The organism is Mycobacterium sp. 23, from assembly GCF_048287075.1.
GTDB classification, from domain to species: Bacteria; Actinomycetota; Actinomycetes; order Mycobacteriales; family Mycobacteriaceae; genus Mycobacterium; species Mycobacterium gordonae_B.
In genome coordinates this window covers 1,575,409-1,597,408 of record NZ_JBLVUX010000005.1, presented here as the reverse complement: position 1 = coordinate 1,597,408, position 22,000 = coordinate 1,575,409, and the positions used below count along the sequence as shown (strand labels likewise).

The 22,000-nt window shown below is 68.9% G+C and carries 22 protein-coding genes and 2 pseudogenes; 12 read left to right on the top strand and 12 right to left on the bottom strand.

Translation table 11 applies throughout. The features are described from left to right. Positions 1 to 4: 4 nt before the first annotated feature. The 6 genes from rbfA (at position 5) to ACNQS7_RS08395 (ending at position 6,087) form a co-directional block, all read left to right on the top strand. On the top strand, positions 5 to 544 hold the full coding sequence (rbfA, locus tag ACNQS7_RS08420) for a 30S ribosome-binding factor RbfA (protein ID WP_055581124.1): 540 nt from the start codon (positions 5 to 7) through the stop codon (positions 542 to 544). Next, entirely contained in the window at positions 507 to 1,529 is a 1,023-nt protein-coding gene (locus ACNQS7_RS08415) for a DHH family phosphoesterase (RefSeq protein WP_418012195.1), read from the top strand. The genes rbfA and ACNQS7_RS08415 overlap by 38 nt, the downstream gene beginning before the upstream one ends. A gap of 5 nt (positions 1,530 to 1,534) precedes the next feature. Then, positions 1,535 to 2,869, top strand: coding sequence for an MATE family efflux transporter (locus ACNQS7_RS08410; protein ID WP_418012194.1), 1,335 nt, complete (start codon positions 1,535 to 1,537; stop codon positions 2,867 to 2,869). 196 nt (positions 2,870 to 3,065) lie between these two features. Beyond that, complete coding sequence (locus ACNQS7_RS08405; protein ID WP_418012193.1) at positions 3,066 to 3,959, top strand: carbohydrate ABC transporter permease; 894 nt, start codon at positions 3,066 to 3,068, stop codon at positions 3,957 to 3,959. Next, positions 3,956 to 4,789 (top strand): carbohydrate ABC transporter permease, encoded by an 834-nt coding sequence (locus ACNQS7_RS08400; RefSeq protein ID WP_418012192.1) that lies wholly within the window; start codon positions 3,956 to 3,958, stop codon positions 4,787 to 4,789. The genes ACNQS7_RS08405 and ACNQS7_RS08400 overlap by 4 nt, the downstream gene beginning before the upstream one ends. Continuing rightward, positions 4,786 to 6,087, top strand: a complete 1,302-nt coding sequence (locus ACNQS7_RS08395) for an ABC transporter substrate-binding protein (RefSeq protein ID WP_418012191.1) — start codon at positions 4,786 to 4,788, stop codon at positions 6,085 to 6,087. The genes ACNQS7_RS08400 and ACNQS7_RS08395 overlap by 4 nt, the downstream gene beginning before the upstream one ends. 10 nt (positions 6,088 to 6,097) lie before the next feature. Here ACNQS7_RS08395 and ACNQS7_RS08390 read toward each other — a convergent pair whose 3' ends face one another. The 3 genes from ACNQS7_RS08390 to ACNQS7_RS08380 form a co-directional block, all read right to left on the bottom strand. Then, entirely contained in the window at positions 6,098 to 9,550 is a 3,453-nt protein-coding gene (locus tag ACNQS7_RS08390) for a PE family protein (protein ID WP_418012190.1), read from the bottom strand. Between the two features lie 215 nt (positions 9,551 to 9,765). Then, positions 9,766 to 10,152, bottom strand: a complete 387-nt coding sequence (locus ACNQS7_RS08385) for a hypothetical protein (RefSeq protein WP_418012189.1) — start codon at positions 10,150 to 10,152, stop codon at positions 9,766 to 9,768. A 7-nt stretch (positions 10,153 to 10,159) separates the two neighbouring features. Next, on the bottom strand, positions 10,160 to 10,909 hold the full coding sequence (locus ACNQS7_RS08380) for an enoyl-CoA hydratase (RefSeq protein WP_418012188.1): 750 nt from the start codon (positions 10,907 to 10,909) through the stop codon (positions 10,160 to 10,162). Between the two features lie 45 nt (positions 10,910 to 10,954). On the opposite strand from ACNQS7_RS08380, the gene ACNQS7_RS08375 reads away from it, so the two are divergent. Next, complete coding sequence (locus ACNQS7_RS08375; protein WP_418012187.1) at positions 10,955 to 11,224, top strand: DUF2277 domain-containing protein; 270 nt, start codon at positions 10,955 to 10,957, stop codon at positions 11,222 to 11,224. After that, entirely contained in the window at positions 11,221 to 11,778 is a 558-nt protein-coding gene (locus tag ACNQS7_RS08370) for a DUF1802 family protein (protein ID WP_418012186.1), read from the top strand. Before ACNQS7_RS08375 ends, ACNQS7_RS08370 begins: the two co-directional genes overlap by 4 nt. Here ACNQS7_RS08370 and ACNQS7_RS08365 read toward each other — a convergent pair. Further along, a complete protein-coding gene (locus tag ACNQS7_RS08365; protein WP_418012185.1) occupies positions 11,737 to 13,437 on the bottom strand; it encodes a CocE/NonD family hydrolase in 1,701 nt (566 codons plus the stop codon). The genes ACNQS7_RS08370 and ACNQS7_RS08365 overlap by 42 nt on opposite strands. A 19-nt stretch (positions 13,438 to 13,456) precedes the next feature. Then, positions 13,457 to 14,032 carry a DUF3558 domain-containing protein gene (locus ACNQS7_RS08360; RefSeq protein ID WP_418012184.1) on the bottom strand — a complete coding sequence of 192 codons (576 nt, stop codon included), beginning with the start codon at positions 14,030 to 14,032 and terminating at the stop codon, positions 13,457 to 13,459. A 107-nt stretch (positions 14,033 to 14,139) separates the two neighbouring features. Between ACNQS7_RS08360 and ACNQS7_RS08355 the strand changes: the two genes are divergently transcribed. From ACNQS7_RS08355 to truB, 3 genes are read left to right on the top strand one after another with little or no spacing between them, the layout of a single operon-like run. Further along, entirely contained in the window at positions 14,140 to 15,105 is a 966-nt protein-coding gene (locus ACNQS7_RS08355; RefSeq protein ID WP_418012183.1) for a metallophosphoesterase family protein, read from the top strand. Further along, a complete protein-coding gene (locus ACNQS7_RS08350; RefSeq protein WP_418012182.1) occupies positions 15,102 to 15,782 on the top strand; it encodes a 4'-phosphopantetheinyl transferase family protein in 681 nt (226 codons plus the stop codon). Before ACNQS7_RS08355 ends, ACNQS7_RS08350 begins: the two co-directional genes overlap by 4 nt. Further along, complete coding sequence (gene truB / locus ACNQS7_RS08345) at positions 15,779 to 16,660, top strand: tRNA pseudouridine(55) synthase TruB (RefSeq protein ID WP_418012181.1); 882 nt, start codon at positions 15,779 to 15,781, stop codon at positions 16,658 to 16,660. Before ACNQS7_RS08350 ends, truB begins: the two co-directional genes overlap by 4 nt. 258 nt (positions 16,661 to 16,918) lie before the next feature. Here truB and ACNQS7_RS08340 read toward each other — a convergent pair whose 3' ends face one another. The 5 genes and pseudogenes from ACNQS7_RS08340 to ACNQS7_RS08320 form a co-directional block, all read right to left on the bottom strand. Continuing rightward, positions 16,919 to 17,335 (bottom strand): low molecular weight phosphatase family protein, encoded by a 417-nt coding sequence (locus ACNQS7_RS08340; protein ID WP_120795212.1) that lies wholly within the window; start codon positions 17,333 to 17,335, stop codon positions 16,919 to 16,921. Between the two features lie 30 nt (positions 17,336 to 17,365). Then, positions 17,366 to 18,034: an arsenate reductase ArsC gene (locus tag ACNQS7_RS08335; RefSeq protein WP_133449264.1), complete on the bottom strand. Its 669-nt coding sequence runs from the start codon at positions 18,032 to 18,034 to the stop codon at positions 17,366 to 17,368. Positions 18,035 to 18,073: 39 nt separating this feature from the next. Then, a pseudogene (gene arsB, locus ACNQS7_RS08330) lies at positions 18,074 to 19,144 on the bottom strand (ACR3 family arsenite efflux transporter); the annotation flags it as partial. Beyond that, positions 19,141 to 19,506 carry an ArsR/SmtB family transcription factor gene (locus ACNQS7_RS08325; RefSeq protein WP_120795209.1) on the bottom strand — a complete coding sequence of 122 codons (366 nt, stop codon included), beginning with the start codon at positions 19,504 to 19,506 and terminating at the stop codon, positions 19,141 to 19,143. The pseudogene arsB and the gene ACNQS7_RS08325, both read right to left, overlap by 4 nt. Before the next feature lie 102 nt (positions 19,507 to 19,608). Then, positions 19,609 to 20,100: an ArsI/CadI family heavy metal resistance metalloenzyme gene (locus ACNQS7_RS08320; protein ID WP_120795208.1), complete on the bottom strand. Its 492-nt coding sequence runs from the start codon at positions 20,098 to 20,100 to the stop codon at positions 19,609 to 19,611. A gap of 101 nt (positions 20,101 to 20,201) precedes the next feature. On the opposite strand from ACNQS7_RS08320, the pseudogene ACNQS7_RS08315 reads away from it, so the two are divergent. After that, a pseudogene (locus tag ACNQS7_RS08315) lies at positions 20,202 to 20,560 on the top strand (Rv2640c family ArsR-like transcriptional regulator). A gap of 70 nt (positions 20,561 to 20,630) precedes the next feature. On the opposite strand, the gene ACNQS7_RS08310 reads toward ACNQS7_RS08315, so the two are convergent. Both ACNQS7_RS08310 and ACNQS7_RS08305 read right to left on the bottom strand, forming a co-directional pair. Beyond that, complete coding sequence (locus ACNQS7_RS08310; protein WP_133449262.1) at positions 20,631 to 21,284, bottom strand: adenylate/guanylate cyclase domain-containing protein; 654 nt, start codon at positions 21,282 to 21,284, stop codon at positions 20,631 to 20,633. Next, complete coding sequence (locus tag ACNQS7_RS08305; protein WP_240743954.1) at positions 21,281 to 21,949, bottom strand: methyltransferase family protein; 669 nt, start codon at positions 21,947 to 21,949, stop codon at positions 21,281 to 21,283. The genes ACNQS7_RS08310 and ACNQS7_RS08305 overlap by 4 nt, the downstream gene beginning before the upstream one ends. Between the last annotated feature and the right edge of the window lie 51 nt (positions 21,950 to 22,000).

Here is a 22,000-nt window from a genome sequence, read left to right as displayed (position 1 = left end):
CGGCATGGCTGACCCCGCCCGGGCACGCCGGCTGGCCAAACGGATCAGCACGATCGTCGCTTCGGCGATCGAATACGAGATCAAGGATCCGGGGCTGGCCGGTGTGACCATCGTCGACACCAAGGTCACCAACGACCTGCACGACGCGACGGTCTACTACACCGTGATGGGCCGCACGCTGGACGAAGAGCCCGACTATCCCGGCGCCGCGGCGGCGCTGGACCGGGCCAGGGGCGTGCTGCGTACCAAAGTCGGGGCGGGCACCGGTGTGCGCTTCACCCCGACCCTGACGTTCACCCGCGACACGACGTCGGACACGGTGAACCGGATGGAAGAGTTGCTGGCCCGTGCCCGCGCGGCGGATGCTGATCTGGCGCGCGTACGGGTGGGTGCGAAACCGGCAGGGGAGGCCGACCCGTACCGTGAGAGTGGGTCGGCGGCCGAACCGTCGACCGCCGGGGGACTTGGCAATGCTGGTTTACCGAGCATCGAAGCTGAGGAAACCGATGACGATTATCAATCGCAAGATCGATCCGAAGATTGAGCTGACCGGCATGCCGCGCCTCAACGGCGCGCGCGTCGACGCAGCCGGCGCCGTGGAGCTGCTGTCGGCCGCGGAGTCGGTGGTCGTGGTCTGCCACGTCCACCCCGACGCCGACACGATCGGTGCCGGGCTGGCGCTGGGCGCGGTGCTCGACAGGTGCGGCAAGGACGTTGAGGTGAGTTTCGCCGCGCCCGCGGAACTGCCGGAGTCGCTGCGTTCGCTTCCCGGCTGCGACCTGCTGGTGCCGCCCGACGACGTGCGTCGTGACGTCGACCTGATGGTCACCGTCGACGTGCCGAGCATCCACCGGCTCGGCTCGCTGCAAGATCTGGCGACTCCCGGCCGGCAACTGCTGGTCATCGACCATCACGCGTCCAACGGACTGTTCGGCACCGCGAACTACGTGGACACGTCCGCGGATTCGACGACGATGATGATCGCCGAGATCCTCGACGCGTGGGGCAAACCGATCGACCGGGGGGTGGCGCACTGCATCTATGCCGGCTTGACCACCGACACCGGCTCGTTCCGCTGGGCCAGCTCGCGGGCGCTCCGGCTGGCCGCCCGGCTGGTCGACCTCGGGGTGGACAACTCCGCCGTCAGCCGGTCGCTGATGGACAGCCACCCGTACGCCTGGTTGCCGATGCTGTCGCGGGTGCTGGGCACCGCGGAGTTGTTGCCTGAGGCCGCCCGGGGCCGGGGACTGGTCTACGCGGTGGTCGACCATCACGAGTGGCTGAATTCCCGCTCGGAGGAAGTCGAGAGCGTGGTCGACATCGTGCGCACCACGCAGCAGGCCGAGGTGGCAGCGGTGTTCAAGGAAGTCGAACCGCGGCGGTGGTCGGTGTCGATGCGCGCCAAGACGATCGACCTGGCCACGGTGGCGATGGGGTTCGGCGGCGGCGGGCACCGGCTGGCGGCCGGTTATTCGACCAGCGGCTCGATCGACGACGTGGTGGCGGCACTGCGCGCGGCGCTCGACTAGCGGCCTTGCACGACGGCGGGCCCGGCCCCGGCCGGCCGGCGGCCGGGGGTCGGCAGATCGCGGCGTTGGCCCTGCCGGCCCTGGGTGTGCTGGCCGCCGAGCCGTTGTATCTGCTCTTCGATACCGCGGTGGTCGGGCGGCTCGGCGCGGTGGCGCTGGCCGGCCTGGCGGTCGGCAGCCTGGTGCTCGGCCTGGTCAGTACCCAGCTGACGTTCCTGTCCTACGGCACGACGGCCCGCGCGGCGCGCTTCTTCGGTGCGAGCGACCGCGCCGCGGCCGTCAACGAGGGTGTTCAGGCGACGTGGCTGGGATTGGGGCTCGGCGCGGCGATCGTCGTCGTGGTGCAGGCCGTGGCCGTGCCGGTGGTATCGGCGATCGGGTCGAGCGCCCAGATTGCGTCGGCGGCGCTGCCCTGGTTGCGGATCGCCATTCTCGGTGCCCCGGCGATCCTGGTCTCGCTGGCCGGCAACGGCTGGATGCGTGGCGTGCAGGACACCGTGCGGCCGCTGCGCTACGTGGTCGCGGGGTTTGTGGTCTCGGCGCTGCTGTGCCCGGTGTTGGTGTACGGCTGGCTCGGCCTGCCGAGGCTGGGTCTGTCCGGCTCAGCCGTGGCCAATCTCGTGGGGCAGTGGCTGGCCGCGCTGTTGTTCGGTGGCGCGCTGCTGGCCGAGCGGGCACCGCTGCGACCCGACCGTGCCGCGCTGCGGGCCCAACTGGTGATGGGGCGGGACCTGATCCTGCGCAGCATGGCCTTTCAGGTCTGCTTCGTCTCGGCCGCCGCGGTGGCGGCACGGTTCGGAGCCGCCGCGCTGGCCGCCCACCAGATTGTGTTGCAGCTCTGGACGTTTCTCGCACTGGTGCTCGATTCGCTGGCCATCGCCGCGCAGTCGCTGGTAGGGGCGGCGCTGGGGGCCGGTGACGCCGCGCATGCCAAGTGGGTCGCGTGGCGGGTGACGTGGTTTTCGCTGCTGGCGGCGGGCCTGCTGGCCGTCGCGTTCGCGGTGGGCTCCTCGGCGTTGCCGGACCTGTTCACCGACGACCGCTCCGTATTGGCCGCGATCGGGGTGCCGTGGTGGTTCATGGTGGCCCAATTACCCATCGCGGGAATCGTTTTCGCGTTGGACGGGGTGTTGCTGGGGGCCGGCGACGCCGCCTTTATGCGTACCGCCACCGTCGCCGCCGCGCTGCTGGGTTTCCTGCCGCTGATCTGGCTGTCGCTGGCGTACGGATGGGGGTTGACGGGAATCTGGTCCGGGCTGACAGCATTCATGGTGTTGCGGTTGGCCTTCGGTGGCTGGCGGGCGCTGTCGGGGCGCTGGGTGGTCACCGGGACTGGGTGATCCCGCTGGGGTTTCCCCGCCCCCCGCGAGATTGCCGCGGCGGTCGCGATTCAGCACCTTGTCGCAGCCCTGACGGCAATCTCGGCTCTGGCGCCCCCAAACCCCCGCGAGATTGCCGTGGCGGTCGCGATTCAGCACCTCATCGCAGCCCTGACGGCAATCTCGGCACCACACACCCGGGGCTACACTCACGCCGGTGAGGACCCGGACCCGGCGTCGCCCGTGGAGTGACTACGCACTGTTCCTCGTGCTGGTCGGACCCAATGTGGCCTTGTTGGCGTTGTTCATCTACCGGCCGCTGGCCGATAACATCCGGCTGTCGTTCTTCGACTGGAACATCTCCGATCCGCAGGCCGAATTCATCGGCCTGTCGAACTACGCGGAGTGGTTCACCCGGTCCGACACCGCGCGCATCGTGCTCAACACCACGGTGTTCACCGTGGCCGCGGTGGCCGGTTCGATGGTGCTGGGTCTGGCGCTGGCGATGCTGCTCGACCAACCGCTACGCGGCCGGAATGTGGTGCGCTCCACCATATTCGCCCCGTTCGTGATCTCCGGCGCGGCGGTGGGGCTGGCCGCCCAGTTCGTGTTCGACCCGCATTTCGGTCTGATCCAGGATCTGCTGCGCCGCGCCGGGTTCGGCGTGCCCGACTTCTACCAGGACGCGCATTGGGCCATGTTCATGATCACGGTCACCTATATCTGGAAGAACCTCGGCTACACGTTCGTCATCTACCTGGCCGCGCTGCAAGGGGTGCGCCGAGACCTGTTGGAAGCGGCCCAGATCGACGGTGCCGGCCGGTGGACCACGTTCCGCGCGGTCACTCTGCCCCAACTGCGTCCCACCACGTTCTTCCTGTCGATCACGGTGCTGATCAGCTCGCTGCAGGTCTTCGACGTCATCAACGTCATGACCCGCGGCGGTCCGGAGGGCACCGGCACCACCACCATGGTGTACCAGGTGTACGTCGAGACCTTCCGCAACTTCCGCGCCGGCTACGGCGCCGCGGTCGCCACCATCATGTTCCTGGTGCTGCTGGCCATCACCTATTACCAGGTGCGCGTGATGGACAGGGAGCAGCGCCAATGAGTGACGACCGCGCGCGCCCGGCGCGTCTGCTCGGCTACGCGGCCATGCTGATCGTGGTCGCGCTGATCGCCGGCCCGCTGACGTTCGTGTTCTTCACCTCCCTCAAAGAGCAGCCCGACGTCTACTCCCAGCCGACCACCTGGTGGCCGCCGCACTGGCATCCGCAGAACTACCGCACTGCCACGCAACAGATTCCGTTCTGGACGTATGTGCGCAACTCGGTGATCATCACCTCCGCGCTGGCCGCTGTGAAGTTCGTCTTGGGCGTGCTGAGCGCATTCGGCCTGGTATTCGTGCGCTTTCCCGGCCGCAATGTGGTGTTCCTGGTGATCATCGCCGCGCTGATGGTGCCCAACCAGATCACCGTGATCTCCAACTACGCGCTGATCTCGCAACTGGGACTGCGCAATACCTTTCCCGGCATCATCCTGCCGCTGGCCGGTGTGGCGTTCGGAACCTTTTTGATGCGCAACCACTTTCTTTCCCTGCCGACCGAGGTAATCGAAGCGGCCCGGATGGACGGCGCGCGCTGGTGGCAACTGCTGCTGCGGGTGGTGCTGCCGATGTCGGGGCCCACCATGGTGGCCTTCGGCATCATCACCGTCGTCAACGAATGGAACGAGTACCTGTGGCCGTTCCTGATGTCCGACGACGAGTCGGTGGCGCCGCTGCCGGTGGGCCTGACCTTCCTGCAGCAGGCCGAGGGGGTCACCAACTGGGGACCGGTGATGGCGGTGACGCTGTTGGCGATGCTGCCGATCCTGCTCATCTTCGTCGTGTTGCAGCGGCAGATGATCAAGGGCCTCACCTCGGGGGCGGTGAAGGGGTGAACCGCAGGCAGTTCCTGGCTCTGGCCGCCGCAGGTGCGACCGCCGGCTGCGCCGGCATGGGGGGCGGCGGCCCGGTGAAGTCGGGGAACGGCCCGATCACGTTCTGGTCCAATCACCCTGGCCTGTCCACCGCCGTGGAACGCGAGTTGATCGGCCGCTTCCAGCAGGAGTTCCCAGACCTGCAGGTCAAGCTGATCGATGCCGGCAAGGACTACGACGAGGTGGCGCAGAAGTTCAACGCTGCCCTCATCGGCGCCGACGTGCCCGATGTCGTTGTGCTGGATGACATCTGGTGGTTCCATTTCGCGCTGAGCGGTGTCCTTACACCGCTGGACGACCTGTTCCGGCGGGTGGGAGTGGACACCGCGGACTATGTGGACTCTTTGCTGGCCGACTACGAGTTCGGCGGTCACCACTACGCGCTTCCCTATGCGCGATCGACGCCGTTGTTCTACTACAACAGGGCGGTGTGGGAGCGGGCCGGGCTACCGGACCGCGGACCGGTCTCCTGGCCGGAGTTCGATGAGTGGGGTCCGCGGTTGCAGAGCGTCGTCCCCGCCGGGAACCTGGCGCACGGCTGGGCGAATTCGGAGGCCATTTCATGGACGTTCGAAGGGCCGAACTGGGCGTTCGGCGGTGCCTACTCCGACCAGTGGACGCTGAAGTTCACCGATCCGGCGACCATCGCGGCGGGGACCTTCCTGCGCGAGTCGATTCACGGCAAGCGGTATGCGGCGATCGCCAACAACGTCGCCAACGAGTTCGCCACCGGTATCCTGGCCTCCACGGTGGCGTCGACGGGCGCGCTCGTCGGCATCACCGCCGCCGCCCGGTTCGACTTCGGTGTGGCGCCGCTGCCGACCGGCCCGGGCGGGGCGCCCGCGTGTCCGACCGGCGGCGCCGGCCTGGCAATCCCGATGAAGTTGTCCGACGAACGAAAACTCAACGCGCTCAAATTCATTGCGTACATCACCAACCCGCGTAACACCGCCTATTTCAGTCAGCACACCGGCTATCTGGCGGTGCGCAAGTCGGCCGTCAACGATCCGAGTCAGCAGCAGTATCTGGCCGACAACCCGCGCGCGCGGGTGGCGTTCGATCAGCTGCCGCACACCCGCCCGCAGGACTACGCCCGCGTCTTCCTTCCGGGTGGTGATCGCGTCATCGCGGCCGGCCTGGAATCCGTCGGTCTGAAGGGGGCCGACGTCGGCGCCACCTTCAGCGGCATGCAGAAACAACTGCAGGTCATCTACAACCGGCAGATCAAACGCAAGCTGTCGGGATTCCGTCGCGGCTGACGGGCGGCGGTCAGGTGCCGCCGCCCTTGCCGCCGGTGCCGCCGCCGCCGCCGGTGCCGCCCATCGTGCCGCCGGATCCCGTGCCCAGGCCGCCGTTGTTGCCGAAGTGACCGGCCAAGATCTCCCACCCGTATCTGGCCGCGCCGCCCGTACCACCCTTCCCTCCGTTGCCGCCGACGCCGCCCGGCCGAGAGAGGTTGCCGCCGTTGCTGATTCCGTTTCCGCCACTGCCACCGGTTCCCCCGGTGCCGCCCGAGCCGCCCGGTCCGGAATTGCCGTCGCCGCCGTAGCCGCCATCACCCGCAACGCCGCCGTTGCCGGCCATATACGAGGCGGTGGCATTGCCGCCGTTTCCGCCGTTGCCGCCGACTCCGCCGGTGCCGCCGCCGCCCAGGTTGCCCTTGCCGCCGCGACCACCGGTGCCGCCCGCGCCGCCGTTGGAGTTGTTGCCAACCCCGCCGTTGCCGCCGTTTCCGCCGGTGCCGCCGTTGCCTCCGGTGGCGCCTTCGCCGCCGACGCCCCCGGCTCCGCCGTTGCCGGCGGTGGGGCTCGCCACACCCGTGGTGTCACCGTTGCCACCGTTGCCGCCCGCGCCGCCGCTGCCACCCTTGCCCTGCATGCCGTTGCCGCCGGTGGCGCCGGTGGTGGAACCGGCTCCGCCTGCGCCGCCGCTGCCACCCTTGCCCGCGGTGCCCCCGGCACCGCCGGTGCCTCCGTTGCCGGCCTGCGGGTTGACGCCGTTGGCCGATGTGCCGTTGCCGCCGGTACCACCGGTGCCGCCGTTGCCCCCGACGCCTCCCTGGCCACCGTTGCCGCCGGCGCCCTGGACACCGTTCTTGCCGCCGTTGAGGTTCACCGCTTTGCCGGCGGCTCCGCCGGTTCCGCCTTGGCCACCCTGACCGCCCTGGCCGCCGATTCCGCCGGTGCCTCCGTCGCTGCCGTTCGGGGTGCCGGTGCTGCCTGATGTGCCGGTTCCACCGGTCCCGCCGGTGCCTCCGTTGCCGCCGGCCCCGGCGGCGCCGCCGTTGCCGCCGTTGCCGTGGAACAACCCGCTGTTGCCGCCTGCCCCGCCGGCCCCGCCGGCGGATCCGTTGCCGCCGTCGCCGCCGGTGCCTCCGGCGGTGGTGCTGTTCGTTCCGGTGGTCCCGTTGGCGCCGTTGCCGCCGCGTCCGCCGTTGCCGCCGTTGCCGTCCAGGCCGCCGTTGCCGCCCTTACCTCCGGTGCCGCCGGCCAGGTTCGGGTTGTAGGAGTCCGCGCCGTTGCCGCCGTTTCCGCCGTTTCCGCCGCTGGTCGGTGTGAAGCCGTCGGCGCCCCGGACGCCGCCGGTGCTGCCGGTGCCGCCAGCACCACCGGTGCCGCCCGCGCCACGGATGCCGCCGGTACCGCCGGCGCCGCCATTGCCGTTGCCGCCGTTGGCGAAGCTGCCGTCGCCGCCGTTGCCACCGTTTCCGCCGACCCCGCCGTCACCGGCGTTGCCACCGTTGCCGCCGGCGCCCTGCTTGCCGGCCTGACCGGCAGTGGCGGTGCCCCCGGCCCCACCGTTGCCGCCGGCGCCGCCGTTCCCGCCGCGGCCGCCGTTGGTGCCATCGCCGCCGGTGCCGCCGCCGGCCTTGCCGGCGATGCCGTCGAAACCTTTGCCGCCGTCCCCGCCGTTACCGCCGTGCCCACCGGCCCCGCCGTCGCCACCGTTGCCGGCCAGGGCGCCGCCCTTACCGCCAGTGCCGCCGTTACCGCCCGCGCTGCCGCTGGTGGCGTCGGCGCCGGCGATCGCATCGGGACCGAACGTGCCGTTGCCACCCTTGCCACCGGTGCCGCCATTGCCATAAAGGCCACCGTTGCCGCCGGCGCCGCCGTCGCCGCCTTTGACGCCGGGGGAGACCGAGACCGATCCGGCGCCGCCGTTGCCGCCATCTCCGCCGCTGTGCGGGCTGTTGCCGGCCGCGCCGGTTGCCGCCTGGCCGAAGCGGCCACCGGCGCCACCGGCCCCACCGGCGCCGCCGGTGCCGGGATTGCCGCCGTTCCCACCGTTTCCGCCGTTTCCGCCGTTGATGTTCCAGGCGCCGTCGCCGCCGTTGCCGCCGTTGCCGGCGGCGCCGCCAATACCGCCGTCACCACCGGCGCCGCCGACGGCCTGACCGCCCGACGGGGTGAAGATCTTGTTCAGCCAGCCGCCCTCGTTGCCGGCGCCGCCGATGCCTCCGACGCCGCCGTTTCCACCGTTACCGCCGGCCACGCCCGTTTGACCCGCGGCGCCCTGGCCGCCGTTGCCACCGGCGCCACCTGCGCCGCCCTGGCCGCCGGCTCCGCCTACTCCGCCGGCGCCGAGCAGCTGTGAGCCCCGTCCGCCGATCCCGCCGGCGCCACCGGCACCGCCGGAGGTGCCCGACCCGCCGCCAACGCCGTTGCTGCCCGCGACGCCGGAGCCGCCGGTGCCGCCGGCCCCGCCATCGCCGTAGAGGAGTCCGCCGGTGCCGCCGTTGCCGCCGGCACCCCCGGGTGCGGTGAGGGCAGTACCGATTCCGCCGACACCGCCGGCGCCGCCGTGACCGAGCAGTACCGCGTTACCGCCTGCTCCGCCGTTGCCGCCGTCGACTCCGGCACCACCCGCCCCACCGTTGCCCCAGAGCCACCCGCCGGTGCCGCCGGTCCCACCCGCGCCACCCGCCCCGCCGGCGCCACCCGATCCGAGCAGCCTGGCCGCCCCGCCGGCACCTCCGAAGTGACCGGCCTCGGCCGAGCCCCCCGCCCCGCCGTTGCCCCACAACCAGCCGCCGGCCCCGCCGGTGCCGCCGGACCCGCCGACGCCACCTGCACCGCCCGAACCGAACAGTGTGGCAGCGCCGCCTGCGCCACCGGCGACGCCCGAGCCGCCTGTTCCGCCGTTGCCCCAGAGCCAACCACCGGTGCCGCCGGTCCCACCGGCGCCGCCCGCCCCGCCGACACCACCGGCCCCGCCGTTGCCGATCAGTCCGGCCGCCCCGCCGGCGCCCCCGTTCTGGCCGGCCGCACCCGAACCACCGGCACCGCCGTTGCCCCACAGAATCCCGCCGGCTCCGCCGGCCTGGCCGGTGCCCGCAGCCCCGTTGGCACCGTCGCCGATCAGGGGGCGGCCGAGGAGTACCTGCGTGGGCGCGTTCACCGCGCCCAGCACGCTCTGCTCGATGGCTTGCAGCGGCGCCGCGTTGACCGCCTCGGCGCTGGCGTAGGACCCGGCTCCGGCATTCATCAGCTGCACGAAAGTGCTGTGGAAGTTCGCGGCCTGCTCGCTGATCGCCTGATAGTGCTGCGCGTGATTGCCGAACAACGCGGCGATCGCGGCCGAGATCTCGTCTTCGGCCGCCGGTAGCACCGAGGTGGTGGGCAAGGCGGCGGCGATGTTGGCCTCGCTGATTGTCGATCCGATGCGCGCCAGATCCGAGGCCGCTGCCGAGATCCATTCCGGTGAGGTGGTGACGAATGACATGACAGTGCCTTTCTGGAGTCGTGGGACTGCAACGACCCGCGCGACAGGGAAGGAGGGGAGCGCCGTCTCCCGGTCGGCGCTCCTAAAAGATACGACAACACATCGGATGCGTCAATAGATACAATGCGTTTATGAATCAGATGGAATCTCGGAGTGCGCAGGGTCGGCGACAACCGCCGGCCGAGCGAACGCTCTCCGGAGTGCTCGAGCTGAATTCAGCGATGTGGGGAAGTGGGTACGGCGTCCAGCCAAAGAGACACCGCGACAACGAAACTGACGGCTACCACGGTCAAACCGGCGGCGGGCCAGATGCACATCACCGAGTGCCGGATCCCGGCAATCACCGAGCCGGTCGCGGCCACCAGCAACGCGATGACAATGCCGCCCGCTACAACGGCGACACCGAAGCCGGTCTGGGAGTAGAAGTGCTCGACGCCTGCGCTGTCGCAGTTGTCACTGCACCCGGGCAGTAGCAGCCACACCGCCGGTCCCAGCGCACCGACGACAGCCAGTCCGCTGGCCACGAACTGTGCGATGAACAGCACGACGGTGAGAACGACGTCCGCGGTCGAACGACGCCACGGAATCGGCTGCTGTGTCACCAGGTGGTCAACGCACTTGCGAACGTCCGCGCTGCAGGACGGCCTCACGGTTGGCAGCAATGTCATCGCCGCTGGTGCGGAACTGCCGTGCCGCAGCGGCTTCCAGCCACAGACCGCCGCCGATCTGGGCGTCGTCGATGTGGTGGTAGGACGCCAGCAGAGCCCGCACCGCATCCTGGTTGTTGCCGACGATGGAGGCCGCGACACCGCGCGCGGCGGGCAGCAGTTGGTCGTGCGGAACCACCTCGGTGACCAGCCCGGCGCGCAGCGCGTCGGCGGCCGAGAGGTAGTCGCCGGTCATGCTCATCCGGCGGGCCAGGCCCACGCCCACCTTCTGTGGCAGCCGCACGCTCAGGCCCCAGGTGGGCAGCAGCCCGACCCGGGCGTGCGTGTCGGCGAAGCGGGCCTGCTCGGAGGCGATCAGGATGTCGCAGTACAGCGCGAGCTCGAGACCGCCGGTGACCGCGGCGCCGTTGATGGCGCCGATCACCGGCTTGGTCAGCGCCGGCCACCGGGGAGAGATGTCCGGGAGGGCCGTCTGCCCGCCCAGTTCCTTGAGGTCGAGCCCGGCGCAGAACACCGGGTCGGCGCCGGTCACGATCACGACGTCGACGCCGTCGTCGGTCTCGGCGTCGGCCAGGGCACCGAAGAACTGGTCGCGCAGTGCGGCGGAGAGCGCGTTGCGGGACTGCGGACGGTTCAGCGTCAGGGTGCGCACCCGCTCGTCGGTGTCGATCAGCAGGATCTCGTCGGTCATGGCTATCACCGTAGCCAAGCCGATCCCGCGCTTATCGTGGAGACCATGTGCCGCAACATCACCGAACTGCGCGGGCTGGAGCCGCCCGCCACGCCCCAGGAGATCGCGGCCGCGGCCCGCCAGTATGTGCGCAAGGTCAGCGGGATCACCCACCCGTCCGCGGCCAACGCCGAGGCGTTCGAAGCCGCGGTAGCCGAGGTGACCGCCTCTACCGCCAGGCTGCTCGACGCGCTGCCGGCCCGGCGCCAGCCGCCCAAGACCGTTCCGCCGCTGCGCCGGCCCGAAGTAGTGGCCCGGCTGGCGAGACGAGAATGACAGGCGCTCAGACGACGGCGCTCAAAGAGTGGAGCGCCGCGGTGTGGGCACTGCTCGACGGGCGCCAGACCGTCCTGCTGCGCAAGGGCGGGATCGGCGAGAAGCGTTTCGAGGTGGCCGCGAGCGAGTTCCTGCTGTTTCCGACGGTGGCGCACAGCCACGCCCAGCGCGTCCGCCCCGAGCACCAGGAACTGCTCGCGGCTGCGGCCGGTGACAGCACCGAAGACCGGGTGACGGTGCGGGCCGCGGCGAAAGTCGTTGCCGCATATGCCGTTCACCAACCAGAGCGGTTAACCGAGATCGAAGACCTGCACATCTGGACCGCCGAGTCGGTACGCGCCGACCGCCTCGACTTCCGTCCCAAACATCGGCTCGCCGTGTTGGTCGTCTCGGCGATGCCGCTCGTCGAACCGGTGCGGCTGACCCGAACCCCGGAGTACGCCGGCTGCACCAGCTGGGTGCAACTGCCGACCGCACCGCGGCTGGCGGCGCCCGTGCACGCCGATGCCGAGTTAGCCGAGATCGCCGCCAGGGTCCGCGCCGCTGTCAGCTGACCGTGCGGGCAGCAACAACCGGGACTCACCGAAGTGCACCGAATGCGTCGCCGGCCTGAGTTGCCGTCCGGTCAGCACCGGCTCGCCGGTGCCGAGGTTGCGGGCGTAGCGCGGGAACCAGCTCCCGGAGATCAGAATCCGAATACGCGACCCGGCCGCGAACCGGTGCGCGATCGGGTCGAGTTCGATCCGGATGCTTCGCGACCCGTCGCCGAGCCGGCGGTACCCGTCGCTCACGTTGCGGGAGCGGCCCTTGACGTCCACCTCGCTGACCCTGACGAACAGGTCGACGTGCGGGTTGTCGGAGCTGTGCGCCAGTTCCAGGACCGGGCTGCCGTACACGAACAGGTCCTCGGTGAGGGTGGCCCCGGTGAAGCTGAGCACATCGTCGCGCTGGGCGAGCTCGGTGTCGTCGCGGTAGCCGCCCTTCGCCGACAGCAGCGGACCGCCGGTCGTCGGGGTCGGGTCGGCGGGGTCGTAGTGGAAGTTCGCCGGACGGGTCTTGGTCTCCGGCGGGGTGTCGCCCAGATGGCCGTAGGGCTGCAGGTAGAGCGCGTGCTCGGCGGTGGCGGGCGGCCAGTCGGGCAGGTGGCGCCAGCCCTGGCCGGTGACGAATACGTGCACCGGGCTCGGTCGGTCCAGGGCGGGCGCGTCGCCGAGATGGAAGTCCAGCCAATCCAGCGTTTCGCGGGTCGAGAGAGCCAGGCCTTTGGTGATCATCTGGACGTGCGTCCAGGGACCGATGGTCATCGCGACGTTCACTCCGCGCTGGGCGAGATGGCGGTACTGCTGCACCGTCTGTCCGACGAACAGGTCCTGCCAGCCGCCGAGCAGCAACACCGGAACCTCCGCCCGGTCCAGCGCGTCCGGAAATCGCAATCGCTCCCAGAACGGGTCGCCCGGTTCGGGCTTTTCGGCCCACGTCTCGAACCAGGGCGCACCCGAGCCGAGCAGGTCGCGCGCGGCCGCCCCGAACGGTACCGCCGCGGCGGCTCGCACCACTTTCCGCGGCGCCCGCAGGTGACGAATGCCGTGCCGGACGCGGCGGGGATCCTCCTGGCGGCTCACCATCTCGCTCCAGCCCAGAAAGTCGTTCGCGAATGTGCCGGTACCCCAGGTTGATTCGCGGAAGTCGTGCGGTCCCGCCGCGATCACCGCCGCGGCGAGCTCCGGCGGCGGATCGTTGAGCAGCGCCCACTGCGTGAAACCGAGATAGGACAACCCGATGGTGGCGAAGCGGCCGGTGAACCACGGTTGCTCACGCAGCCATTGCACCGTGTCGGCACCGTCGTCGGCCTCATTGATCATGGGTTCGAACTCGCCGGCCGACCCGAACGTGCCCCGAACGCTCTGCAGCACCACGTGATATCCGCGGGCGGCATACAACTTGGCGAAGGCCAGGGAGAAGGGCAGCTTGCGCCCGTACGGCCCCCGCACCAGCAACGTGCCGGATGGGCTGGACGTCCGGGGGGCGTAGTGGTCGGCAACGAGATGCAGGCCGTCGCGCATCGGGATCTCGACGTGGTTCACGGTGTAACGCGTGGTGGCTCGGGGCAGGCCGAACGCCGCGCCGATCGCGCCCAGGGCGGCCCTGCGACCGATACCGCCGTTCAGGGTCCGCTGCTTGAGTTGCTCACGCCGAAGCGATGTGATGCTCACACAGCCAGAGTAGGCAGGATCAGAACTTGTAGAACGGAGCGAGGTCGTTGGCCCGCTGCAGGTTGGTGGACGGGCAGTCGACGTCGGGCTCGGAGTAGACGGTCGAGTAGAACAGTGACTGCTGGATGACGCCGTAGCTGGTCTTGAACGTCACCATGCAGGAGATGTACCAGAAGCTGTTGTGGTAGGTCGGCTTCAGGGTCCAGTACTGGGCGGCGCGGTGGCCCTGGATGGTGGTTTCGACGGCGTCGGCGGGCAGCGTCTGGGCGTAGGTCCGCCAGACGATCGGCTCCACGGCCAGCTGGTAGTTGCCGGCGTCGAACTGGCAGCGCAGGCCTTCCTGTGGCTCAGGAGGCGAGAAAGCCAGGCCGAGGCGCTGCACCGCGTCGAACGGAATCTGCGTGCACGGATCGAAAGGGCTCGGATCGGACGTCGCCACGATCGGGCTCTTCATGGTGGTTTCCATCGGCTGGGCGGTCGACCGCAACTCGACCGGCCCGCGCGCCGTCGGAACCGGGGGAGCGTAGTGGAAACCGACGATCACCGCTGTGACCAGCGCACTCAACGCTGCGGCCAGACGCACCTTGGCGAACACGACACCCCCTGCTCCCGGCGATCCTCTTGCCGGGAGTGTACAAGTCGCTTCTACGCAGCCGTAAGCGAAACGAGTCAATCCACCGCGGATCGCTAGGGTGGTTAATCGTGGCGGGACATGAGCAGGCGAGCGGAGGACAGCCGACGCTGTGGGCTGTCTCGGATCTGCACACCGGTCACCTGGGAAATAAGCCCGTCACCGAGTCGCTGCACCCGTCGTCGCCGGACGACTGGCTGATCGTCTGTGGCGACGTCGCCGAACGCACCGACGAGATCCGCTGGGCGCTGGATCTGCTGCGGCGACGGTTCGCGAAGGTGATCTGGGTGCCGGGCAACCACGAACTGTGGACCACCAACAAGGACCCGCTGCAGATCTTCGGCCGCTCCCGCTACGACTACCTGGTCAACATGTGCGACGAGATGGGCGTCGTCACCCCTGAGCACCCGTTCCCGGTGTGGACCGAACGGGGCGGCCCGGCCACGATCGTGCCGATGTTCCTGCTGTACGACTACTCGTTCCTGCCGAACGGCGCCGCCACCAAGGCGGAAGGCCTGGCCATCGCCAAGGAACGCAACGTGGTGTGCACCGACGAGTTTCTGCTGTCCTGCGAGCCGTACGCCACCCGCGACGCCTGGTGCCGCGACCGGGTCGCCAAGACGAAAGCTCGCCTCGAACAGCTCGACTGGATGCAGCCGACCGTGCTGGTCAACCATTTCCCGCTGGTGCGTGACCCCTGCGACGCGCTGTTCTACCCGGAGTTCGCGCTGTGGTGCGGCACCACCAAGACCGCCGACTGGCACACCCGCTACAACGCGATCTGCTCGGTCTACGGGCACCTGCACATTCCGCGGACCACCTGGTACGACGACGTGCGGTTCGAGGAGGTGTCCGTGGGTTACCCCCGCGAGTGGCGCCGGCGGAAGCCGCACAGTTGGTTGCGTCAGGTGCTGCCCGACCCGCAGTACGCCCCCGGTTACCTCAACGACTTCGGCGGGCACTTCACCATCACCCCTGAGATGCGGGCGCAGCACGCCCAGTTCCAGGAACGCCTGCGGCAGCGGCAGTCCCGGTGACCGCGCGCACCCTGGTGTCGTCGCTGCTGCCCGGCACCCTGGTCGACGAGCTGGGTCATGCCGAGCTGTATTCGGACCCGCCGGACCTGGCACCGCTGCCCGAGGAGGAGCCGCTGATCGCCCGGTCGGTGGCCAAGCGCCGCAACGAATTCATCACCGTGCGGCACTGCGCCCGCGTCGCGCTCGGCGAGATCGGTGTCTCGCCGGTACCGATCCTCAAGGGCGACAAGGGCGAGCCGTGCTGGCCCGACGGCGTCGTCGGCAGTCTCACCCACTGCACCGGTTACCGGGGCGCGGTGGTGGGACGCGACGGGCCGGTGCGCTCGGTGGGTATCGACGCCGAACCTCACGATGTGCTCCCGAACGGCGTGCTGGACGCGATCAGCCTGCCGGCCGAGCGCACCGAAATCCCCGCGGCGCTGCCATCCGGGCTGCATTGGGACCGAATCCTGTTCTGCGCCAAGGAAGCAACATACAAAGCATGGTTTCCGCTGACCAAGCGCTGGCTGGGTTTCGAGGACGCGCACATCACGTTCACAGCTGATTCGCCGGGAGCGGGACGGTTCGTCTCCCGCATCCTGATCGATCCGGCCGCGCTTTCGGGTCCGCCGTTGACGTCGCTGACCGGGCGCTGGTCGGTCGAGCGCGGGCTGGTGCTCACCGCGATCGTGCTATGACCGGTGCCGGGCTCGTTGTCGTCGACAAACCCGCCGGGATGACCAGTCACGACGTGGTCGGGCGCTGCCGGCGGATCTTCGGCACCCGCCGGGTCGGTCACGCCGGGACGCTGGACCCGATGGCCACCGGAGTGCTGGTGCTCGGCATCGAGCGCGCCACCAAGATCCTCGGTCTGTTGACCGCGACGTCCAAGTCCTACGCGGCCACCATCCGGCTGGGCCAGTGCTCCTCCACCGATGACGCTGAAGGTGAACTGCTGCAGTCTGTTTCAGCTGGCCACGTCACCGATCAGCAGATCGGGGCGGCGCTGGACGGCCTGCGCGGCGACATCGAACAGGTGCCGTCGGCGGTCAGCGCCATCAAGGTCGCTGGCCGGCGCGCGTATCAGCTTGCCCGCGAAGGTCAGGCCGTCGAACTGCAGGCCCGGCCGGTGCGCATCGACCGGTTCGAAGTGCTGGCGACGCGGCGGGTGGAGGACCTGATCGACCTCGATGTGGAAGTCGACTGCTCGTCTGGCACCTACATCCGCGCGCTGGCCCGCGATCTCGGCGCTGCGCTGGGAGTCGGCGGTCATTTGACAGCCCTGCGCCGGACCCGGGTCGGGCGCTTCGACCTGAGCCACGCCGTGACGTTGGATGACCTGGCCGAGCGCCCGCGTCTGTCGCTGAGCCTGGACGAGGCCTGCCTGCTCATGTTCGCGCGCCGTGAGTTGACCGGCGAGGAGGTCGACGCCGCCGCCAACGGCCGGCCGCTGACACCCGCCGGGATCGACGGCGTGTACGCGGCCAGCGCGGCCGACGGCCGCGTGATCGCTTTATTGCGCGACGAGGCGCGTCGGACTAGATCGGTCGTGGTGATCCGCCCGTCTTATCTGTAATCGCTTTGGGGGTGTGTAGGACTGTTACCCGCGTGCGTTTGGGGGTCGGTTTCCTTTGTTGGGGACAGTGTTATCTGTAGTGGTGTCACCGACGTGTTGTGGGTTCGTGGCGGGAACCGGATCGGCCGGCTGGGCGTCTAAACGGGGTATGGATGCTGAGGAGCGCGAAGCCTTTGTGAATGATGGGTTGGATCCGGACGACACGAGCGTTGTTGCCGCGATTGATTTGGTGCGGTGGGAGTTGTCGTTGCTTCTCGGTCAGGACGATTGACTGCTGAGCTCGTCGGCGAGGGCCTGGACGCGGGTGTTGATGTCGTCGCGGATGATTCGCATGCGCTGGATGCCGTCGATACCGCGTAGGGAGGGTTCGTCGGTATCCCAGCGTTGAATGCGGGTGCCGGGGTGGTCGGCGAGGTGGGCTTGGCTGCCGACGATGATAACCAGGTCGGCATCGTCGATCATCTGGTCGGTCAGTTGGGTGGGCTGATGGTAGGTGATGTCGACGCCAACTTCGGCCAGCACCTGCGCTGAGAGAGCGTTGACCGCGGTCTTGGCGTGCGTGCCGGCCGAGGCGATGTGGATGTTGGGTGCGGAGAGGTGGCGCATGAGTCCGGCGGCCATGACGGATTTTCCGGCGTTACTTACGCAGACGAACAACACAGATATGTCAGCCATAATGGTTGTGTCCCTTGGGGTTTTCGTCGGCTAGTTGGTGACGGGCACGTTGAGTTGGGCCAGCAGCTGGTGGATGCGTTGGTCGATCTGGTCGCGGATCGGGCGGACAGCGTCGAGGCCTTGGCGGGCCGGGTCGGGCAGTTCCCAGTTTTCGTAGCGTTTTCCGGGGAAGATCGGGCAGGCGTCGCCGCAGCCCATGGTGATGACGACGTCGGCGGCTTGCACGATTTCGTCGGTCCAGGGTTTGGGGTATTCGCTGGTGATGTCGATGCCGACTTCACGCATGGCTTCGATGGCGGCGGGGTTGATCTCGCTGCCGGGTTCGGATCCGCCCGACCAGGCGAGCGCGTTGTCGCCGGCGTAGTGGGTGAAGAACCCGAGTGCCATTTGGGAGCGGCCGGCGTTGTGGGTGCAGAGGAACAGCACGGTGGGTTTGCCGTCGCTGATCTTGCCTTCGACCCGTGCGAGGGCGTGCAGGCGTTGGCGGGCGAATCGTTCGGCCAGCAGGGGCAGGAAGTTGGCAATGGTGGCGCGGCTGGCGAATTGGTCATACGAGGAGCCGAGATACCGTTCGATGGTTTCGGTGCCGAACGTGTCGGCGAACTCAGATTCCAGCCGGGTGGCGGCAGTTTTCAGCGCGAGTTGTTGGTCGATGGAAAGGTCACCGCGTAGCTGATGGGTCACGGGGCTGTCGGTCATGGTCGATCATTCCGTTCTCGTCGAGCCGGTGGTGGGCACGTGTTGGGAGGTGTGATGGTGGAACCGTTTCCGCAGGGCTAGCGAGACATAGACCAGGGCGACCAGTACCGGAACCTCGATGAGTGGGCCGACCACCCCGGCCAGGGCTTGGCCGGAGGTGGCCCCGTAGGTGGCTATCGCCACCGCGATGGCGAGTTCGAAGTTGTTGCCGGCGGCGGTGAATGCCAGCGTTGTTGTGCGCTCGTAGCCGAGATCCAGCAGCGTGCCGAGCAGGTAGCCCCCGCCCCACATGATCGCGAAGTAGGCCAACAATGGGAGGGCGATGCGGGCTACGTCCCACGGTTGGTGGGTGATCTGATCGCCTTGCAGGGCAAAGAGAATCACGATGGTGAACAGCAGCCCGTAGAGCGCCCACGGCCCGATCCGCGGCAGGAACTTCGACTCATACCACTGGCGGCCCTTCGTCTTTTCTCCGAGGCGCCGCGAGAGGTAGCCGGCGGCCAGTGGGATGCCGAGGAAGATGAGCACGGATTTGGCGATCTGCCAGGGTGAGGTGTCGATGGTGGTTTGTTGCAGGCCGAGCCAGCCGGGCAGCACCGTGAGGTAGAACCAGCCCAGCACGGCGAACATGATGACCTGGAAGATCGAGTTCAAGGCGACCAGGACGGCGGCGGCTTCACGGTCGCCGCAGGCCAGGTCGTTCCAGATGATGACCATGGCGATGCAGCGGGCCAGGCCGACGATGATCAGGCCGGTGCGGTATTCGGGCAGATCCGGTAGCAGCAGCCAGGCCAGGGCGAACATCAGCGCCGGGCCGAGCACCCAGTTCAACACCAGTGAGGAGAGCAGCAGTTTGCGGTCGCCGGTGACGGTGTCGAGGCGGTCGTAGCGGACTTTAGCCAGCACCGGATACATCATGATCAACAACCCGAGCGCGATCGGCAGTGAAATGCCGTCGATCTGAACCTTGTCCAGCGCGCTGTTCAGGCCGGGGATCCAGCGCCCCAGCAGCAGCCCGGCGACCATCGCCGCGCCGATCCAGACCGGCAGGAACCGATCCAGGGTGGAGAGCTTGCCGACCGGTGTCGACGTCGTGGCGGTGTCGGTCATGCCGGCACCCCAGCCGAGGTGCCGAGCAGGACGGTCAGGCTGGCCAGCGCGTCGGGCACGACCGCGTAGTACACCCACGACGCTCGACGCTCCGATGTCAGCAGGCCGGCGTCGCGCAGGACTTTGAGGTGATGGCTCACCGTGGGCTGGGAGACCTCCACCCCGACCGAGATGTCACAGACGCAGGCCTCGCCGCCGGCGTGGCTGGCGATCGCCGAAAACAGCTGCAGCCGCACCGGATCGGCCAGGGCTTTGAGCTTGACCACCATATCGATGGCCTCAGCTGCTGTGAGGGGTTCGCGCAGCAGGGCCCCGGGTGGGCAGCACGTCTCGTCGTCGACCTGGACCGGTGATTTCGACATACATCAATATTGATACTCATCGAATCCATCGTCAAGTCGGGTGGTCGATCGCGGAGGGCCCACCATCATGGCGATGGTGGGCCCTTGGTGCCGCGAGTTGGGTCAGCAGCAGGACGTGGTCTTGGCCGTTTCAGGCTCGGCCTCTGCGGCAGCGGTGCCGCCACAGCAGACGCCACCACCCTGGTCAGCCTCGCCGCCGGCGAGCAGCTGGGGACTGGTGCCGAACGTCTCGGAGTCGGCCAGCACGGTGTAGACCTCCCATTTCTCGCCGGCCGGGCCGGTGACCCAGACCTTGTCCTGGGTGGCAAAACAACAGGTGGTGCCGATCTCCTCGTCGGTGAACAGGCCTTCGCCGGTCAGTCGGGCGATCTCGGCGTGCACCTTCTCGCTGGACTCGACCTCGACACCGAGGTGGTTGATGGTGCCGCCCTTGCCGGGGTTTTCCAGCAGCACCAGCTTCAGTGCCGGCTCGGTCACCGCGAAGTTGGCGTAGCCGGGCTTCACCTTGGCCGGGGAAATGCCAAACAGTTTGGTGTAGAACGTGATCGCCTCGTCGAGATCGTCGACGTTGAGCGCTAACTGAACACGGGACATGATCCACCTCCACTGAGGATGAGACATATATCGAACTGACGCGTCCCGCTCAGAATGCCACCTTTTCGATATATGTCAAGAATTGTGGCAGGATGGTTGTCATGCCCAAAGCGTTGCCCGTGATCGACATGTCCGCCCCGGTGTGCTGCGCCCCGGTGGCCGCCGGGCCGCTCAGCGACGCCGATGCCCTGGAGGTGGCGATGCGGCTGAAGGCGCTGGCCGACCCGGTACGGGTGAAGATCATGTCGCTGATGTTCAGTTCGCGCCCCGGGGGGAGACCAGCGCGCATCTGGCCGCGGTGCTCGATCTGGCCGAATCCACCGTGAGTCATCACTTCGGGCAGCTGCGTAAGGCCGGGCTGGTGATCTCCGATCGGCGCGGCATGAACGTTTTTCACCGGGTGAAACCCGAAGCCCTGCAAGCCCTGTGCGTGGTGCTCGACCCGAACTGCTGCACGTAGCCCAAGGGGCGCTGTCGGGGTTGCTTTCGAGGGGTGCGGTCACCGTGGTGAATAGCCCCGCGGCGGGCCGTCACGAGTGGCGCGGCGAAGGGTCGGCGCAGTCGGCCGAGCAGAACCACCAATCCCGGCCGCCGTGGTGGCGGTGAGCGGGTGCGGTCGCCGGGTCGATACGCATGCCGCAGACCGGGTCACGCGGATAACGGGCCGCGGCCAGCGCGATCCGGTGCAGCGGGACCGCGGTGGTGATATTGCGCAGCACCGGCGCACCGATCGGTGTGGTGGGCAACCCGATCCCGGTGGCCGCCGGCACGATCGCGTCGGTCAGCACCGCGTCGCCGGCGCCGGCCAGGGCGGTGATGCGGGCGGCGATATTGACCGCATGCCCAAAGAAATCGCCGCCGCGGCCGATGGCGGGCCCGTGGTGGATGCCGGCCCGTATCGGCAGAAATCCGTCGGCAGCGGCCACCCGGTCGGCCAGGACGGTGATCGTGGCCATCATCTGGCTGGGGGTGGCGGCGGCCAGCATGACCGCATCCCCAATCGTCTTCACCACCTGCACCCCGGGCCCGAGGGCGGCGTGGGCGAGGTCGGCCAGCCGCGCCGCCAACTGGGCGGCCTCCCGATCGCCGCAGGCCTCGGTGAGCACGCTGTAGCCGGCCAAGTCGACGAAGGCCACCGTCACCTCCACCGTGGTGAAGTCAATGGTGGTGTCGGGCAACATCATTGGCCCCGCATCATCTGACGATCGCGGATGCGGCCGATCCACGGCAGGAAGCGGCCCACCGTAGCGGCGTAATCGGTGTAGGCGCGGCCATGGACCCGGCGCAGATAGGGTTCCTCCACCCCACGCACCTGCACCTCGATCCCTACGACCGCGATCACCAGCCCGGCGATCGCCACCAGGTTGCCCACCATCAGCGCCAGGCCGATCAAGGTGACCAGCAGCGCGGTGAAGATCGGGTTGCGCACCAGCGCGAACGGGCCGGTGGTGACCAGCTCGGTGGTTTCGGTGTCGTCGACCCCGATCCGCCACGACGCCCCCAACCCCAACTGCGCGACCAAGGTCAGCACGATCCCGCCGGCCACCACCACGACCCCGAACCCCTGCACCCATCCGCGGTCGAAAACGCCCAGGGCAGACAGGCCGGCCAGGGCGGCGGCCGGTGCCCCGACCCCCACCAGCAGATACCCCACATCGGCGACCGCCAGCGCCCACCACTCCAGCGTCGGCTCGGGGCGCCAACCGCGCCGGTTGCCGCTGTCACCGGTGCGGGCCAGCTGAATCCGGCGCCGCCACGCCCCGATCACCAGCATCAACACCACAAACAAGCCCAGCGCCGCATAGGCCATCGCGCACGCCCCCTTCCCGGCCGGCTTGACCAAACCCACCCCGGCATCGTTGCTTGGCGATGTTGCCCGGCTTGACCGATCAATGATGTG

Coding starts and splice junctions, on each gene's coding strand:
- rbfA (WP_055581124.1), top strand. CDS start 5: ATGGCTGACCCCGCCCGGGCACGCCGGCTGGCCAAACGGATCAGCACG.
- ACNQS7_RS08415 (WP_418012195.1), top strand. CDS start 507: ATGACGATTATCAATCGCAAGATCGATCCGAAGATTGAGCTGACCGGC.
- ACNQS7_RS08400 (WP_418012192.1), top strand. CDS start 3,956: ATGAGTGACGACCGCGCGCGCCCGGCGCGTCTGCTCGGCTACGCGGCC.
- ACNQS7_RS08390 (WP_418012190.1), bottom strand. CDS start 9,550: ATGTCATTCGTCACCACCTCACCGGAATGGATCTCGGCAGCGGCCTCG.
- ACNQS7_RS08380 (WP_418012188.1), bottom strand. CDS start 10,909: ATGACCGACGAGATCCTGCTGATCGACACCGACGAGCGGGTGCGCACC.
- ACNQS7_RS08375 (WP_418012187.1), top strand. CDS start 10,955: ATGTGCCGCAACATCACCGAACTGCGCGGGCTGGAGCCGCCCGCCACG.
- ACNQS7_RS08370 (WP_418012186.1), top strand. CDS start 11,221: ATGACAGGCGCTCAGACGACGGCGCTCAAAGAGTGGAGCGCCGCGGTG.
- truB (WP_418012181.1), top strand. CDS start 15,779: ATGACCGGTGCCGGGCTCGTTGTCGTCGACAAACCCGCCGGGATGACC.
- ACNQS7_RS08340 (WP_120795212.1), bottom strand. CDS start 17,335: ATGGCTGACATATCTGTGTTGTTCGTCTGCGTAAGTAACGCCGGAAAA.
- ACNQS7_RS08335 (WP_133449264.1), bottom strand. CDS start 18,034: ATGACCGACAGCCCCGTGACCCATCAGCTACGCGGTGACCTTTCCATC.
- ACNQS7_RS08325 (WP_120795209.1), bottom strand. CDS start 19,506: ATGTCGAAATCACCGGTCCAGGTCGACGACGAGACGTGCTGCCCACCC.
- ACNQS7_RS08320 (WP_120795208.1), bottom strand. CDS start 20,100: ATGTCCCGTGTTCAGTTAGCGCTCAACGTCGACGATCTCGACGAGGCG.
- ACNQS7_RS08310 (WP_133449262.1), bottom strand. CDS start 21,284: ATGATGTTGCCCGACACCACCATTGACTTCACCACGGTGGAGGTGACG.